Source organism: Streptomyces ortus, assembly GCF_026341275.1.
GTDB lineage: Bacteria > Actinomycetota > Actinomycetes > Streptomycetales > Streptomycetaceae > Streptomyces > Streptomyces ortus.
On sequence record NZ_JAIFZO010000002.1, the window covers coordinates 2,152,959 to 2,168,256 of the forward strand.

The following is a 15,298-nucleotide window of genomic DNA, read 5'->3' on the forward strand; positions in this document are numbered from 1 at the left end:
AAGGGGGCGGGGTCAGCCCTTGCTTACTGCTGTCAGGATTTCTGGGAGGTGGTGGGCGGTTCGGGGGGCGGCGAGGCGGAGGCCCGCGAGGGTGAGGAGGGCGCCGTACGCCGCGCCCAGGGGCAGGAGGAGCCAGGTCCAGCCGTTGCCGCCGGCCGAGACGTTCAGCCAGATGGCGAGGGCGATGACGGGCGCGCACAGCAGCGCCGCCGCGACCATGCCGCCGAAGATCGAGATCCAGGCCAGTCCCGCCTGACCGGGGGCCACGTTCTTGTAGCCCTCCTGCGGGATCGAGTACGGGAACCGCGCCGAGGACCAGGCACCGGTCGCCAGCATCGCGCCGAGCAGCGCGAAGGAGAGGCCGAGCACCTCGGGCAGGGCGGCCCAGTCGCCGAGCAGCGCCGTCGTCAGGACGGTGACGAGAACCGTGTACGGGAGGGTGATCAGCAGGAGCGCCAGCGCGCGGCCCCGCAGCTCGACGTACGCGTCCCGGGTCGAGGAGATCGTCATCGCGACCATCCAGAACGCGGACGTGTCCTGCCCGAACTGGTTGTACATCTGGATGCCCAGCATCCCCGCCGCGAAGCACGCGAAGTAGATCGAGCCGGTCCCCTGCAACGCGTTGAACACCGGGACGATCAGGCCGATCGCGAGCGAGGTCGCCCACGCCGCCTTCGTCTTCGGATCCCGCCACACGTACCGCAGGCTGCGCTCCATGACCGTGCCCGTGCGCCCCGCGGGCAGCAGCCGGCCGAGTCCGGAGGAACGCCCCGCCCTGTCCCGTTCCGGCTCGGCGGCCTGCAGGGTGGAGCCGTCCGGCGCGGTCATCAGCCGGGTGAGGGTCCGCTGCCAGTAGCTCAGCAGCGCCGCGAGGGCCAGGCCGCTCAGGGCGAGTTGGGCGACGGCGACGGCGTACGAGCCCTCGCTGACGGAGTCCACCGCGCCGAGTGCTGACGCGGGCGGCACCCAGCGCAGGACGTCCACCGCCGGGTCGAGCGTGGACAGGCCCGACGAACCGAGCCGCTGCGCACCGAAGTTGACGACCTGGGCGCCGATGGCGATCACCAGGCCGCTCAGTACGGCCAGGTCCCGGCCCTTGCGGCTGGTCAGCAGACGGAGGTTGGCGGTCGCGACGGCCCGTGCGAGGGCCACGCAGATCAGCAGCGCGAGGCCGGTCGCGACGACGCCGGTGACGTACGCCGCCGCCCCGTGGGCCGTCGCGACGACCGAGCCGACGAGCAGGACCAGCGTGAAGAAAGGTCCCATGCCGACGAGCGACGCCGCCAGGAGCGCCCGTACGAGGGGGCGTGGGCGCAGCGGGAGCATCACCAGGCGGGTGGGGTCGAGGGTTTCGTCGCCGCCGGGGAAGAAGAGCGGCATCACGGCCCAGCCGAGGGCCAGGACGGCCGTCAGCAGCACGGTGACGTTCAGGGCGTGCGGGTTGCCGCGCAGTGCGATCAGGCCGAGGAGCTGGAGCGCGGCGAAGAGGAGTACGACGACGAGGGAGGCGACGTAGGCGGCCCGGCGGCCGGACGACTGGCGCAGGCCGTTGCGCAGGAGGGCCAGCTTCAGGCGTACGACGACGGGGGTGACGGAGGCGGCCGTGGCGGGTGCGGGGGTGGCGCCTGTGGCGGGGCTCATCGGGCGCCGCCGCCCAGCCAGTCGAGGTCGGAGCCGGTGGTGCGGCCGTTCGCGCCGACGAATTCCAGGAAGGCCTGCTGGAGGGAGGGCGCGGCGCCGCGTACGTCGGCGAGGGGGCCGTGTGCGCGGATGCGGCCCGCGGCCATCACGGCGACCCAGTCGCAGAGCGACTCGACGAGCTCCATCACGTGGGAGGAGAAGACGACGGTCGCTCCGGAGGCGGTGTAGCGCTCCAGGACGCCGCGGATGGTCTGGGCGGAGACGGGGTCGACGCCCTCGAAGGGTTCGTCGAGGAACAGCACTTCGGGGTTGTGGAGCAGGGCCGCGGCCAGGCCGATCTTCTTGCGCATGCCGGTGGAGTAGTCGACGACCAGTTTGTGCTGGGCGCCGGCGAGGTCGAGGACGTCGAGGAGCTGGGTGGCGCGCTTGTCGACCTCCGGGCCGGGGAGGCCGCGCAGGCGGCCGGTGTAGGCGAGCAGTTCCCGGCCGGAGAGGCGTTCGAAGAGGCGCAGGCCCTCGGGGAGTACGCCGATGCGGGCCTTGACCTCGGTGGGGTCGCGCCACACGTCGTGGCCCACGACCTCGACGGTGCCGTGGTCGGGGCGCAGCAGGCCGGTCACCATGGAGAGGGTGGTGGTCTTTCCTGCGCCGTTCGGGCCGACGAGGCCGATGAACTGGCCCGCGGGCAGCGCCAGATCGATCCCCGCGACGGCGATCTGTTCCCCGAACCGCTTCCAGAGTCCCTGCACCCGCACCGCGACCGTCATGCGGGGCACGATACGGGGCGGCGGGGCTCGCCTGCGCAGTTCCCCGCGCCCCCGGGGGAGTCGGGGCGAGGGCGGCTTACAGGCGCGGCCCAGCTGAGGTTGCCCGCGCCGTTCCCCGCGCCCCTTAGGGAGTGGGGGTGAGCGGGGTTTACAGGTGCGGCCCGGTCGGAAGTTGCCCGCGCCGTTCCCCGCGCCCCTGAAGGCGTGCCCTCGCGGGGGCAGAAGCAGGGGCGCAGCCCCGCTTTTGAGGGGCGCGGGGAACTGCGCGCCCAGCGGCTGCGTACCCGCACGTGTAGGTATGCCCGGGCCTTGGCCCCCCAGGGGCGCGGGGAACTGCGCGCTCGACCTCTGCGTACCCGCACTTGGGGGTATGCCCGGGCCTTGGCCCCCTAGGGGCGCGGGGAACTGCGCGCTCGACCTCTGCGTACCCGCACTTGGGGGTATGCGCCGGCCTTGGCCCCCTAGGGGCGCGGGGAACTGCGCGCTCCGCCTCTGCGTACCCGCACCTGGGGGTGTGTGTGAGCCTTGGCGCCCTGGGGTGCGGGGAAGACGGCGGGCGTCAAGGATGGCGCCGGGTGTCGCGGCCGCACGCGTACGCCAGGGGCGAGATCAGCTCCTCCGCGTCCGGCAGCCACCGGTTCGCCGGCGTCGGCCGGCAGGCCCACTGCACGGCCCCCCGCGCCCCGAACCGCGTCGGCGGCGCGGCCACATACGCGTCCTCCCCGAGCACGTCCAGGTCGAGGGACGCGAGCGGCCACCCCAGCCTCCGCACGAGGTCGGGCACCTTCGCCGCGGCCCCGGGAAGCACGAAGAACTGCATCCGCCGATCCGGCGTACACGTCACGGGCCCGAGCGTCAGCTCCATCCGCCGCATCCGCGCGAGCGCGAGAAACCCCGCCGTCTCGGGCACGTCGATCGCGTCGAACGTCCGCCCCGTCGGCAGCAGGATCGACGCCATGGGCTGCAGCGCCCACAGCCGGCGCGCGACGGTCGCACTGCCCGTGGCCAGCGTCCCCCAGTCCTCGCGCGCCGGGTGCGCGCCGGGCACCGCGCACGACGGATCGCCGCAGGAGCAGCACTGCACGCCCTCGACGGCCTCCAGCCAGGTGCCGGGGAACACGTCCCAATGGCGCTCCTCGGCATAGCGCACGGCTGTGTCCTGCAGCGACTCGCCGCGCTGCTTGGGGATCTGGGCGGTCTCGGTGCCTGCGATCGTCTCTTCCACGCTGAACTCAACTCCCGCACCCACCACTGGTTACGGCCCGTGCGCGCGCGGGGGAGAGCACCGATCCCACGCGTGGGGCGCATGGATGCATCTGTGGGGGCGCGCATGGGAGGCGGCAGCGGGTGGTGGGTAGCCCTGTGTGGGGCGGGCAGCAGCCTTTACCCGGCAATCCTCGCATGTCTCGCATCTTCGGTATGTCCGCGGGGCATTGATCTTCGAGGCCGGACTTTTCGTTCCTCGCACGAGGAGCGGAAGGGCCCGGTCACTGAGGGCTCATCAACTCGGTGCGCGTGGGCAGGCACCGCAGCCACAGGGGGTACGCCAATGGCCGCAAGGCCTCTCGTCGCGCGGCAGCCGAACGAACGACTGCAGGCGCTCATTCAGGAAGCGGGCTGTTCGAACGCCGGTCTGGCCCGCCGGGTCAACATGTGCGGCGCGGAACACGGCCTCGATCTCCGCTACGACAAAACGTCCGTGGCGCGCTGGCTGCGCGGACAGCAGCCGCGCGGCCGGGCGCCCGCGATCATCGCCGAGGCGCTGGGCCGCAAGCTGGGCCGGACCGTCACGATCGACGAGATCGGCATGGCGAACGGCAAGAACCTCGCCTCCGGCGTGGGTCTGCAGTTCTCGCCGACGGTCCTCGGCGCGATCGAGCAGGTCTGCGAGCTGTGGCGCAGCGACGTGGGGCGCCGGGACTTCCTGTCCGGTTCGTCCGTCGCGGCCTCCGCGCTCGTCGAGCCGAGCCGGGACTGGCTGATCTCCTCGCCGGACGCGCAGGTCTCGCGCTCCGCCGGGCCGCGGGTCGGGCAGTCCGACGTGGCCGCGGTCACCGCGATGACGCAGGCGCTCGTCGACCTGGACCACCAGTACGGCAGCGGGCACGTGCGCCCGGTCGTCGTGCACTACCTGAACAGCGTCGTCTCGGGGCTGCTGGCCGGCTCGTACCGGGAAGCGGTCGGACGCGAACTCTTCGCGGCGGTCGCACGGTTGACGGAACTGGCCGGGTACATGGCGATCGACACCGGCCAGCCGGGCCTCGCACAGCGCTACTACATCCAGGCGCTGCGGCTCGCACAGGCGGCGGGCGACCGCGGATACGGCGGATACGTGCTCGCCGCGTCCATGAGCCACCTGGCCGCGCAGCTCGGAAACCCCCGGGAGATCGCCCAGTTGGCGCGGGCGGCGCAGGAGGGGGCGCGCGGGCGGGTCACACCGCGCGCGGAGTCGATGTTCCACGCCGCGGAGGCGCGGGGCCACGCGCTGATGGGCGACGCGCGCTCGGCGCAGTCGGCGTCCGGCCGGGCCGTTGCGGCGCTGGAGCAGGCCGATCCGGAGTCCGGGGACGACCCGCGCTGGATCGCGCACTTCGACGAGGCCTATCTGGCCGACGAACTGGCGCACTGTCACCGGGACCTCGGACAGGGCGAGGCCGCCGCGCGGCGCGCGCGGGAGTCCCTCGACGGGCACCCCGAGTCGCGGGCCAGGCGGCGCGCGATCGGGTACGTGCTCCTGGCCTCCGCGCAGGTGCAGCAGCGCGAGGTGGAGGAGGCCTGCCACACGGGCCTGCGAGCGGTCGAACTGCTGGGCACGCTCCGGTCCAACCGCGGCGCCGAGTACCTGGACGACTTGCAGCAGCGCCTGGAGCCGTACCGGGACGAGCCCGTGGTGCGGGAGTTCGGGGCACGGATGGAGCTTCAGGCGGCGGCCTAGGCGGGCGTGAACGTGTGAGAAAAGAAGCACGTGTGGCGAAAGGAGGCGCGAAAAGGGGGCTCGAACAGCTTTCCGGGGGCGGTTTGTCACTCACTGTCCCCGGTGGCGGGTGTCACGTCCCGTGCTGCGTGGCACCGGCTCCTGGGGACCCGGTAGCGTGAACCGACGATTCCGAAGGTCCCCCATTCGTAGGAGTCCCGGTGACGCACAACGGACAGGGCGACGAGCCCTCGGCGCGACCCGCGCGCGAAGGCATCGTGCTGCCGTCCGACGGCGGCGAGCCCCTCCTGCCGGGCCAGACCGGCGACCGCGCGGTCCCGGCGGGCGGCCAGGCCTGGGACCAGCCGTGGGGTCCGCGGTCCGCTTCACAGGGTGACGAGTGGGGTGGCGCGGGGGGCGCGGGAAGCCCCGGTGGTGCGGGTGGTCCGGGTGGCGCGCGGGGCGGGGCCGGTGCCGGTGGTGCCGGTCAGGCTCCGGATACGCAGATATCCAGCTGGAGTGCCGGGCCGCAGGGTGCCGGCGGGCAGGTCTCGCAGTACAACGAGCCGCCTGCTGGTTCGTACGGGGCGCAGGACCAGGGCGGTCCGTGGGGTGCCGCCGGCCCGCAGGCGCACGGGGGCGCGATACCTCAGCAGCAGCATCAACCGCCCCAGCAACAGCAACAGCAGCAACAGCAGCAGCAGTACGACGGCCGGACCGGTGATGGGTACGGCGTCTCGCAGGCGCACGGTGGCTACGGATATCCGGGTGCGGGTGCATTGCCGCCTGCCGCCTCCATGGACGAGGGCGCGACCCAGTTCCTGCCGCCCGTCGCCTCGGCTCCGGCCATGGACGAGGGCGCCACGCAGTTCCTTCCTCCGGTGGGGCCCGGGGCGCTGCCTCCGGAGATGCCTGCCGCGGGTGCCGCTTCCGGTGATGCCACGCAGTACCTCGGGCAGGTTCCGTCGGACGGTCCCGGGCCCCTGCCCGCCGCCGTCGATCCCGACGCCCAGCCCACGCAGTTCATGGCGCCGGTGCCTTCGCAGCCCGGCTCGGCCGGGACCGGGACCGGGACCGGGACCGGATTCGGGGTGCGGCCCGGTGGTCCTGGGAGCGGGCCTGGGCCGGAGGATCGGCAGCAGCCGCCTGCCGAGTTCGACAATCTCTTCCGGGCCGACGGCGGAGGCGCCACCCAGCAGTTGCCCCCGGTCGACCAGCCGCGGGCGCGACGGGGGAGGCAGCCGGGCGCTGCCTCGCCGGAGTTCGGCGCTCCGGCCGGATTCGGTACGCCCGGTGGCTTCGGTGCGTCCGGTGGTGCGGGTGGGGTCGGTGGTGCCGGTGCGTCGGGGGGCCCCGAGGGTCCCGGCGGGCGTGGTGCGCGCCGGGCCGCGGACGGTGACCACGGCCGCGGTGGCCGTTCCCGCTCCCGCGTTCCCCTCATAGCCGCCGTCGGCGTGGGCATAGCGGTGCTCGGCATCGGCGCGGGCGCCCTGCTCAGTGGTGGCGGGGGCGAGGAGGACAAGGGCGACGAGAACACGACGGTCGCGGCCACCGCGTCGGCCAGTGAGGACTCGGGCTCTTCCGAGGTGGGGCCGGAGGAGAAGCAGGCCGTGGCCCTGGACAAGCTCCTCGCGGACAGCGGCAACAGCCGTGACTCGGTGGTCAAGGCCGTCGACAACGTACGCAAGTGCACCAACCTCGGCCAGGCGGCGGCGGATCTGCGTGACGCCGCCGAGCAGCGCAACGGGCTGGTCACGCGGCTGTCGGGGCTGTCCGTGGACAAGCTGGAGAACCACGCGAAGCTGACGGCCGCGCTCAAGAGCGCGTGGAAGGCCTCCGCCGCGGCGGACACCCACTACGCCGCGTGGGCGGATCAGGTGGCGGGCAAGAAGGGCTGCAACAAGGGGCAGGCCCGGTCCACGGGGCAGACCGCCGCGGGCAACCGGGAGAGTGGTACCGCGACCACGCAGAAGGCCGCGGCCGCGGAGCTGTGGAATTCCATCGCGCAGGCCCATGGGCTTACGGAGCGGCAGCCGGGGCAGCTTTGATCTGTCCGGTCGGCCGACCGGTTGGGTTGATCAGGGGTTGGTTTGATCGCGGGCTGGGTTGATCACCGGCTGGGTTGATCAGTGGTTGGGTTGAGCGGCCCGGTTATGTTTGGGTTTTTTCCAGGGTTTTTGAGACGTTTACGAAGCCCTTGCGTTCCGTGACCAGCTTGCCCTCGCGTACCACCTGGAAGGTGACGTCCGCGTTCACCAGGCGTGCGAAGCCGCTCGACGCGATCAGGTCCTGGAAGCTCCAGTTCAGGGTCGGCGTGAGCCCGCCCGTGTCGATCTTCAGGCCGTCATCGAGCGTGCGCCGCAGCGATCGCGCGGTCACGTCGTCGTCGCCGAGCGACTCGATGGCCCTCTTCAGGACCGTGTACGCGATCCAGGTCGTCTGGACGCCGGGGTCGGAGGCGTCGATGCGGTTGTCGCCGAACGCCTCCTCGCGGATGACCTCACGCATCGGATCCCACCGCTCGTCGCTCGACGCCGGGTACCAGCCGGTGACGTACGAGCCCTCGTACATGCTTCCCGTCGTGTCGATCATCGACTGGTCGATGCTGCCCAGTACGGAAGCCGTCCGTACCGTCGGGTAGTCCTCGCGGGTGCGCCGGAACGAGTCCATGAAGGTGTCGGTGCGGTCGCCGAGGGCGGGGACCACGCAGCCCTCCTCCTCCTGGGGGTCCTTCGTGACCCGTTGCAGGGCCCGCTGGGCGTGGCCCGAGAACTCCGTGGCGTCCTCGGCGGCCCGCTGGTCGACGGAGGCCCGGTGGCCGCTCGCGGTGAGTCCGGAGTCCAGGAGTACGGGGAGTTCGTCGCCCGCGATCGTGTCGGGGCGGACGAGTGTGACCGGGCCGCAGGAGCCGGCCAGTTGCTGGCCGAGGCCGACCAGCAGGGACGGCTGGCCGCCGTTCACCGGGTACGAGAGCGGGCTCGTGAACTCGTCGTCCGTGACGCCGTATCCGCCGAGGTACGGGATGCCGGCCGCCTCCAGCGGGCCGAGGAAGGAGCGGGCATGCTGGCTGTACGAACCGACGACCGCGACGACGTTCTCCGCGGCGGCGCGGCGGGCGCAGCCCGCGGCCTCCACCGTGTCGTTGTGGTCGTTGCAGGTCAGCACCTTGAGCTTGCGGCCGTTGAGGCCGCCGTGGGAGTTGACCCAGCGGGCGTATGCCTTGGCCAGGGCGGGCATACCGGGCTTGTTGGTCGTTTTTGTTTTTTCGGGGGCCCAGGTCATGACGGTGATCGTGTCGTCCCCCGTGCCGCCGGGGACTGCACCGCAGCCGACGGCCGTGGACAGGCACACCGCCAGTGCGCCCGCCGACAGTGCTCTCGCCTTGGGGAGGGAGAGGGTGAGGGGGAGGCGAGGGCGCAGGGCGGTGAGGAAGCTGTGGGTGCGTCGCCGGCCGGTCATGGGTACGCACGATTCCGTCACGTAGCTACGGTGGGTGTGACTCTTGGTGTGCGTGTGGTGACTTTTGGGTGAACCGCGGGGTGCGGGAGGGGCCGGTTCGGCGGGAACGTACGATCGGTGACCGTGCAAGGTTCGGAGAACTCTTCCCGTCGCGGGCGTCGCTCATCCACCATGGGCGGCATGCCACTGAACGATATGCCGTGGTGGCGCTGGCGCAGCAATGTGCGCTCCGCGCTGCACATGCTTTCCGATACCGATTTCCAGCGGGGGATATGGCTCGCGGGGGTCGACGGGTACGGGGATGTGACCGACGCCGTCTATCGCCTCGTCGAGGACACCTGGCTGGACAACTGGTCCGCCGAGAAATATGTGGGGACGATCTTCCGGGACTCGCAGGAGGCGGCGCTGGTCGACTCCGCGGTGTTGCGGGTGTTGCGGATCATGCATCAGGTGGGGCCCGATGCGGCTGTCTCTGTGTATCTCGAACATGCGGGGTGGGCCGATGCGGTGCGGGCCGCGCGGGACGCGCATGTGCGGATGGCCGTGAGTGACGGGGAGGATCCGGATGTTCCGCCCCGCACGCTTGAGGTGCTGCAGATCATGACTCGGTCCGCCTGAAGTTCGGCTTGGGTTCGGCCTCGTGCGTCCGGTTCGGGCTGGGCGGGGGCGTCCGGGATTCGGGCGTGTGCCTGGGGGGTCCGGCCTTTGTGGGACCCTGGCGGGCATGAACGACCAGTACGTCCTGACGCTTTCCTGCCCCGACAAGCAGGGCATCGTGCATGCCGTGTCGAGCTATCTGTTCATGACCGGCTGCAACATCGAGGACAGTCAGCAGTTCGGTGACCACGACACGGGGCTGTTCTTCATGCGTGTCCACTTCTCGGCGGAGTCGCCGGTGACCGTGGACAAGCTGCGCGCGAGCTTCGCGGCGATCGGTGACTCGTTCCAGATGGAGTGGCAGATCCATCGGGCCGACGAGAAGATGCGGGTCGTGCTGATGGTCAGCAAGTTCGGGCACTGTCTTAATGACCTGCTGTTCCGGGCGCGGAGCGGGGCGCTTCCCGTGGAGATCGCGGCTGTTGTGTCCAACCATATGGAGTTCGCCGAGCTCGTGGGCTCCTATCAGGTGCCGTTTCGGCATATTCCGGTCACCAAGGAGAACAAGGCGCAGGCTGAGGCGCAGCTGCTGGAGTTGGTGCGGGAGCAGGGGGTCGAGCTGGTCGTGCTCGCTCGGTATATGCAGGTGCTCTCGGATGATCTGTGCAAGCAGTTGAGTGGGAAAATTATTAATATCCATCACTCTTTCCTGCCTAGCTTCAAGGGTGCGAAGCCTTATCACCAGGCGCATGCGCGGGGTGTGAAACTCATCGGGGCCACCGCGCACTATGTGACGGCCGACCTTGATGAGGGGCCGATCATCGAGCAGGAGGTCGAGCGGGTGGGGCATCAGGTCACGCCGGAGCAGTTGGTGGCTGTGGGGCGCGATGTCGAGTGCCAGGCGTTGGCGCGGGCCGTGAAGTGGCATGCGGAGCGGCGGATTCTGTTGAACGGGCGGCGGACCGTCGTGTTCGACTGAGGGTCCGGGGATTCGCGGACGCTTGGCGTGGGGGCGGGGGCCGGGGCGACGTGTCCGTCCTCGGTCCGGCGCGAATTGCGTGGGAATCAGAGGGCGACCTGGGCGGACGCGCCGGCCGCTGCGGGCGAACACGTCGCCCCGGCCCCCTTGGCGCGCCTGCGGGTGCGGATTCGTGGGTGGGTACGGATTCGCGGCTGGTGCGCCGCCGACCTTCGTGGGCGGCCTTTGCGGCCGGGGTGTTGTTACATGCGGCTCAGGGACGCTGCGGCGAAGAGGACGTCTCTGATTGCTTCTCGGTCGCCCGATTGGCCCGCCGCTGCTTCTTCTGGGCTTACGTGGCCCGCTGCCAGTTGGCAGAACTCCACGCCGTCCAGGGCCACGTGGGCCACCTCGCGGTCCTGGGAGGCCAGGGCGCCTGGTGCGTCGAGCGGGATGAACCACTCGCCGCCGCCCAGGCCCTCGATCTCCAGGCGGAGGCTGCGGCCGGGAGTGCCGGCCGGGACCAGGTGGGGCATCTCGCCCGGATCCGCGAGGCCTGCCTGGCGGCGGGCGGTCAGGGCCGAGGGGAGCATGCGGGCGCCCAGGTCGATCATCGCGTGCAGATGGCGGGGCGAGGGCGGCTCATAGGGGTAGTCGACCGCGTCGGCGATGTCTCCCGCGTGGACCCAGGTCTCGAAGGCCCGGTCGAGCATGGAGTCCCGGAGCGGGAGTTCGAAGTCGCCGTACGGGACGGGGAGGCGGCCGGAGCCGCCGCCCGCGAAGGCGACCGTGCGGACGAGGTTGTGGGACTGCTCGCGCCAGGGACCGCGTACGGAACGCGTGGGCGGGAAGGGGGCGGCGCCCCAGAAGGCCTCGGTGCGGGCCGAGGGTGTGGGGGTGTCCGCCGGGGTTTCCAGGGGGTCGTCCAGGCCGAGGGTGACGGCGACGAGGCCGTCCACGGTGAGGAGATGGGCGATCACTCCGGCGACGGTGGTGCGGCGGCTGGTCGGTTCCTTGCCGTCGAACCAGCGCAGGCGTACGGGGGCGTGCCATTCGACGTCGCCGATGTCCTGGAGCAGGGCGTCCAGGCGGGCGGTCTCCGCGTCATACGGGGTGGCCCAGGAGGGGACCGGGATCCGGGGCGGGCGGCGGGTCAGACAGGCCTGGAGGACTCGGGTGCGCAGGGCCGGGTCCAGGTCGAGGGTCTCCGGCGCGTGCAGGAGGCCCACCGCTCCCCGCAGTCGCAGAGCCTCGTCCGCGCAGGCGCCGCAGCCGCCCAGGTGGTCCTCCACCGCCGCCGTCTCCTCGGGCGAGCAGGCCGCCAGCGCCCATGCCCCGAGCAGCGCCTTGAGCACGCGGTGTTCGAGGATGAGGGGCGGGGTGGGGAGGGGGAGGCCTGTGTCCTCTATCGAGGTGCGGGGGATGGGGATGCGTGGCGGGTTGTGGGGGGTCGGGTCCTCTTCGTACTCGCCGAAGGGGTTCGCGTTGGTCATCCGGGGCCCCCTTGGCCGGGGGCCGTGTCCTGGGCTGTGGAGAGGAGTTGGAGGCCCAGGCGCAGGCGGCGGCGGGCCTCGTCCGCCGTGACGCCCAGGTCTGCCGCGGTCTGGCGGTAGTCGCGGCGCTGCAAGTAGGCGAGTTCCAGGGCGGTGCGCAGTGGGGTCGGCATGGACGTGACGATGTAGTCGGCGCGGGCCGCCACCGAGGCGCGGCGGACCTTGCGTTCCAGTTCCTCGGTGCCGTCCGTGTCGTTGTCGGCCAGCGCGGCGGTCTCCGTGGTGCGCAGGCGCTGCACGGCGAGGCGGTGCGTGAGGGTGGCGACCCAGGAGCGCAGGGGGCCCTGCTTGGGGTCGTACGACTCGGGGTTCTCCCAGACGTGGGCGAAGACCTCGCGGGTGATGCCGTCGGCCGCGTGCTCGTCCCCGAGCACGCGATGGGCGAGAGCGTGCACGAGTGAAGCGAATCGGTCATAGAGCTCGCCCAGCGCGGCAGCCTCCCCCCGCGCGAGCCGCTGTTGCATCTTGCGGTCCCAGCGGGGTGGCGTGTCCCTCCTGGCCATACGGCCCCCTCGCCCCTGTCGTGCCGTGCGCCTGTGCCCGTGTCCACCGGATTCTCCTCTCCGGTCTTCTTACGAATGTAGTCGGCACCCGTGGTGACGCACGCCCCTTTGTGGCAATGCACGCCCCGGGGAGGGGTGGGGTGATAGGGCTGCGATCGCGTTGTGTGTGCCGGTTGTCACGGTGAGTGGGCTGGTGGGGTTGATTGTCCCGATCGGGGGCCCCGGGGGCGGCTCGGGTTTGATCGGGGACGGTCGGGTGGGGGGTGTTTGGGTACGGCGGAGTGGGGCAGCCACGCAGCAGGGAAGTGAGGCTTTGGCTTCCGTTTCCGGGTCCGACATTGTCGAGCGAGGGACAGGCGTGTGACGCTCAGGGTGACCGAAGGCGAGCAGCGCGGCTGGGCCGTCGTGCGGGTTTCGGGTGAGATGGATCTGGTGACCTCGCCCGTACTGCGGCAGCGGGTGCACGAGGCCGTGGCCGACGGGCGGCGGGATGTCGTGCTGGATCTGTCCGGGGTGCTGTTCTGCGACTCCAGCGGTGTGAGTGTGCTGATCGCGTCGCGGCGGCTGATCCGCTCGTGCCAGGGGCGGCTGCGGGTGATCCTGCCCGCGCAGGGCGCGGAGGACGGGTCCCATGTGAACCGGGTGCTGGGTGCGCTCGGTGTGCGCCGGCTCTTCGACGCCTATCCCGATGTCGACGCCGCCGTGGACGATGAGACGAGTTCACTTTCCGCGTGATTACCGTCACGTATGGGGAAGATCGTTGGGTGTGTTCGTGACGACGTTGTCGCGGATTTTCCCCGGTCTTGGCGCAAGCGTCGTTTTCCCGCTCCCCGAGGGGGCCGGTCGTCGTACGCTCCTGCCAGACGCACCCACGTGAGGTAAGGCGGCCCGAAAGACATGGTCAGTACCGAGTACGAGCGGAAGATCGCCGCCCGGTTCGCCGGCTTCGACCAGGACGGCAACGGCTATATCGACCGCGAGGACTTCAACACGGCGACGAAGGCGCTGCTCGCCGAGTTCGGCACGACGGCCCGGTGCGACAAGGGTCAGGCCCTGTACATCGGCGCGGAGGCCTTCTGGCAGGGCATGGCCGGCATAGCGGACCGTGACGGCGACCAGCGGATCACCCGCGAGGAGTTCGTGAACGGGGCCGTGAAGCGGCTGCGCGACAACCCCGACCGCTTCGCCGAGATCGCCCGGCCGTTCCTGGACGCGGCGCTCGCCGTCGCGGACGCCGACGGGGACGGTTCCGTGACACTGGATGAGACCGTGCGGATTCTGAAGGCCCTGGGTGTGCCCGAGGACACCGCTGCCACCGCGGCCGGCGCGCTCGACTCGGATGCCGACGGAGTCGTCACCGAGCCCGACATCGTGAGTGCTTTCGCCCGTTACTTCACGGTGCCCGAGTAACGCTCCCTGAGGCGGTACTTGAGTACCTTGCGCAGGGTCTCGTTGCGCGGAAGGGCGTCGACCACCTCCAGTTGCTCCGGCAGTTTGTGGGTGGACAGTCCTTCCGCGCGCAGATGGGCCGTGATGGCGGAGAGGGTGAGTGGCCGGGTTCCGGTGGTCTGTTCCACCACGGCGCAGACTCTTTCTCCTCGCTCCGGGTCGGGGAGGCCGATGACGGCTGCGTCGGCCACGGCCGGATGGCTGTGCAGCAGGTCCTCTATCTCCTTGGCGCTGATGTTCTCGCCCTTGCGGATGATCACGTCCTTCAGGCGGCCCGTCAGGACGAGGTGGCCGGTCGGGGTGAGGTGGCCGAGGTCCCCCGTGATCAGGAAGCCGTCCTCGTCGAAGGCCTGTGCGGTGTGGGCGGGGTCCAGGTAGCCCGCGCACACCGCTTCGCCGCGCAGGCGTACTTCGTTGTTCTCGATGCGGATCTCCATGCCCGGTGGAGGCTTGCCCTCCGTCGTCGCCAGGTTCTCCTCCGTGTCGTCCGGTGAGCCCATGGTGATCATCGGGACCTCTGTCATGCCGTAGCCGTGGGTGAGCTTCACCCCCATCTCGCGTACGACCGCGTGGTGGATCTCGGGGGGCTTGGGCGCCCCTCCGCCGGCCAGGAGGCGCAAGGTCGGGATGAGCCTGACGTTCGGCTGCTTGCGTTGCTCTGCCAGGAACATGGAGTAGAACGCCGTCGAACCGCCCGCCACCGTCACCCCGTGCTTGCGGTAGCCCTCCAGTGCGTCCGGCAGCGCGAACTTCTCGAAGAGGACCGCCGGGAACCCGTACAGCAGCAGCATGACCAGGTAGTCGGGGCCGCCTATGTGGGCGAAGGGGAAGGCGATCGAGCCAGTGTCGGCTTCCGACAGGTGCAGGGCGTGGGCCAGGCAGCTGCCGCCCGCGATCAGCGAACGGTCCGTGTGCAGGACGCCCTTGGGGTCCGAGGTCGTGCCCGATGTCCAGTAGATCCAGCGCACGTCCGTACCGGTGGCCGGGGGCGCGGGGAGCGACGCGGGGTCGCCGGTGGGGAGTGCGGTGTACGCCTCGAAGGTGCCGTGGGCGCCGACGCGTTCGGCCATGGCGGTGTGGTCGAAGCCCCGCCAGGTGCCGGGGACCGCGAAGAAGGCGGCCTGGGAGGCGCTGAGCGCGAAGGACACCTCTCGGTCCCGGTAGAAGGGGATGACCGGGGACTGGATCGCGCCCAGTCGCGTCAGGGCCATCGCGAGGACGACCGTCTCGATGCGCGTGGGCAGCTGCCAGGCGACCACCGTTCCCGGCCGTACGCCCATGTCGTGCAGGCCCGCCGCCGTGCGCTCGGCGCCGGCGCGCAGCTCCTCGAAGGTGAGGGTGCGGTCGTCCTGGAGGAGGACCGGGCGGTCGGGGGTGAGTGCGGCGCGGCGCTCGACCAGTTCCCAGAAGGTGCGGGAGGCGCCGAGTGCGTGCGCGGTGTCCGTGGGCATGTCCGT

Annotated in this window: 13 protein-coding genes; 6 read left to right on the plus strand and 7 right to left on the minus strand. The window is 71.1% G+C overall.

Annotated features, from left to right (window positions below; translation table 11 throughout):
• Positions 1 to 12: 12 nt before the first annotated feature.
• From K3769_RS12830 to K3769_RS12840, 3 genes are all read right to left on the minus strand, one after another.
• Complete coding sequence (locus tag K3769_RS12830) at positions 13 to 1,641, minus strand: transporter (protein ID WP_267026564.1); 1,629 nt, start codon at positions 1,639 to 1,641, stop codon at positions 13 to 15.
• On the minus strand, positions 1,638 to 2,408 hold the full coding sequence (locus K3769_RS12835; RefSeq protein WP_267026565.1) for an ABC transporter ATP-binding protein: 771 nt from the start codon (positions 2,406 to 2,408) through the stop codon (positions 1,638 to 1,640). The genes K3769_RS12830 and K3769_RS12835 overlap by 4 nt, the downstream gene beginning before the upstream one ends.
• A 559-nt stretch (positions 2,409 to 2,967) precedes the next feature.
• Complete coding sequence (locus tag K3769_RS12840; RefSeq protein ID WP_267026566.1) at positions 2,968 to 3,633, minus strand: bifunctional DNA primase/polymerase; 666 nt, start codon at positions 3,631 to 3,633, stop codon at positions 2,968 to 2,970.
• Between the two features lie 324 nt (positions 3,634 to 3,957).
• On the opposite strand from K3769_RS12840, the gene K3769_RS12845 reads away from it, so the two are divergent.
• Positions 3,958 to 5,343, plus strand: a complete 1,386-nt coding sequence (locus K3769_RS12845) for an NsdA family TPR-like regulatory protein (protein WP_267026567.1) — start codon at positions 3,958 to 3,960, stop codon at positions 5,341 to 5,343.
• 200 nt (positions 5,344 to 5,543) lie between these two features.
• On the plus strand, positions 5,544 to 7,370 hold the full coding sequence (locus tag K3769_RS12850) for a hypothetical protein (RefSeq protein ID WP_267026568.1): 1,827 nt from the start codon (positions 5,544 to 5,546) through the stop codon (positions 7,368 to 7,370).
• Between the two features lie 103 nt (positions 7,371 to 7,473).
• On the opposite strand, the gene K3769_RS12855 is transcribed toward K3769_RS12850, so the two are convergent.
• Positions 7,474 to 8,781 carry an ABC transporter substrate-binding protein gene (locus tag K3769_RS12855; RefSeq protein ID WP_267026569.1) on the minus strand — a complete coding sequence of 436 codons (1,308 nt, stop codon included), beginning with the start codon at positions 8,779 to 8,781 and terminating at the stop codon, positions 7,474 to 7,476.
• A gap of 117 nt (positions 8,782 to 8,898) precedes the next feature.
• Between K3769_RS12855 and K3769_RS12860 the strand changes: the two genes are divergently transcribed.
• Together K3769_RS12860 and purU are read left to right on the plus strand one after the other, a co-directional pair.
• Complete coding sequence (locus tag K3769_RS12860; protein WP_267026570.1) at positions 8,899 to 9,399, plus strand: SCO4402 family protein; 501 nt, start codon at positions 8,899 to 8,901, stop codon at positions 9,397 to 9,399.
• A 106-nt stretch (positions 9,400 to 9,505) separates the two neighbouring features.
• Positions 9,506 to 10,357, plus strand: a complete 852-nt coding sequence (purU, locus tag K3769_RS12865; protein ID WP_267026571.1) for a formyltetrahydrofolate deformylase — start codon at positions 9,506 to 9,508, stop codon at positions 10,355 to 10,357.
• A gap of 242 nt (positions 10,358 to 10,599) precedes the next feature.
• Here the strand turns inward: purU and K3769_RS12870 are convergent, their stop codons facing one another.
• On the minus strand, positions 10,600 to 11,829 hold the full coding sequence (locus tag K3769_RS12870; RefSeq protein ID WP_267026572.1) for a zf-HC2 domain-containing protein: 1,230 nt from the start codon (positions 11,827 to 11,829) through the stop codon (positions 10,600 to 10,602).
• The gene (locus tag K3769_RS12875) at positions 11,826 to 12,392 is read right to left on the minus strand and encodes a sigma-70 family RNA polymerase sigma factor (protein WP_267026573.1); all 567 of its coding nucleotides are present in this window, start codon (positions 12,390 to 12,392) and stop codon (positions 11,826 to 11,828) included. Before K3769_RS12875 ends, K3769_RS12870 begins: the two co-directional genes overlap by 4 nt.
• A 360-nt stretch (positions 12,393 to 12,752) precedes the next feature.
• On the opposite strand from K3769_RS12875, the gene K3769_RS12880 reads away from it, so the two are divergent.
• Both K3769_RS12880 and K3769_RS12885 read left to right on the plus strand, forming a co-directional pair.
• On the plus strand, positions 12,753 to 13,127 hold the full coding sequence (locus tag K3769_RS12880; RefSeq protein ID WP_267026574.1) for an STAS domain-containing protein: 375 nt from the start codon (positions 12,753 to 12,755) through the stop codon (positions 13,125 to 13,127).
• A gap of 162 nt (positions 13,128 to 13,289) precedes the next feature.
• Complete coding sequence (locus K3769_RS12885) at positions 13,290 to 13,802, plus strand: EF-hand domain-containing protein (RefSeq protein ID WP_267026575.1); 513 nt, start codon at positions 13,290 to 13,292, stop codon at positions 13,800 to 13,802.
• On the opposite strand, the gene K3769_RS12890 is transcribed toward K3769_RS12885, so the two are convergent.
• A complete protein-coding gene (locus K3769_RS12890; protein ID WP_267026576.1) occupies positions 13,781 to 15,292 on the minus strand; it encodes a class I adenylate-forming enzyme family protein in 1,512 nt (503 codons plus the stop codon). The genes K3769_RS12885 and K3769_RS12890 overlap by 22 nt on opposite strands.
• Positions 15,293 to 15,298: the final 6 nt, after the last annotated feature.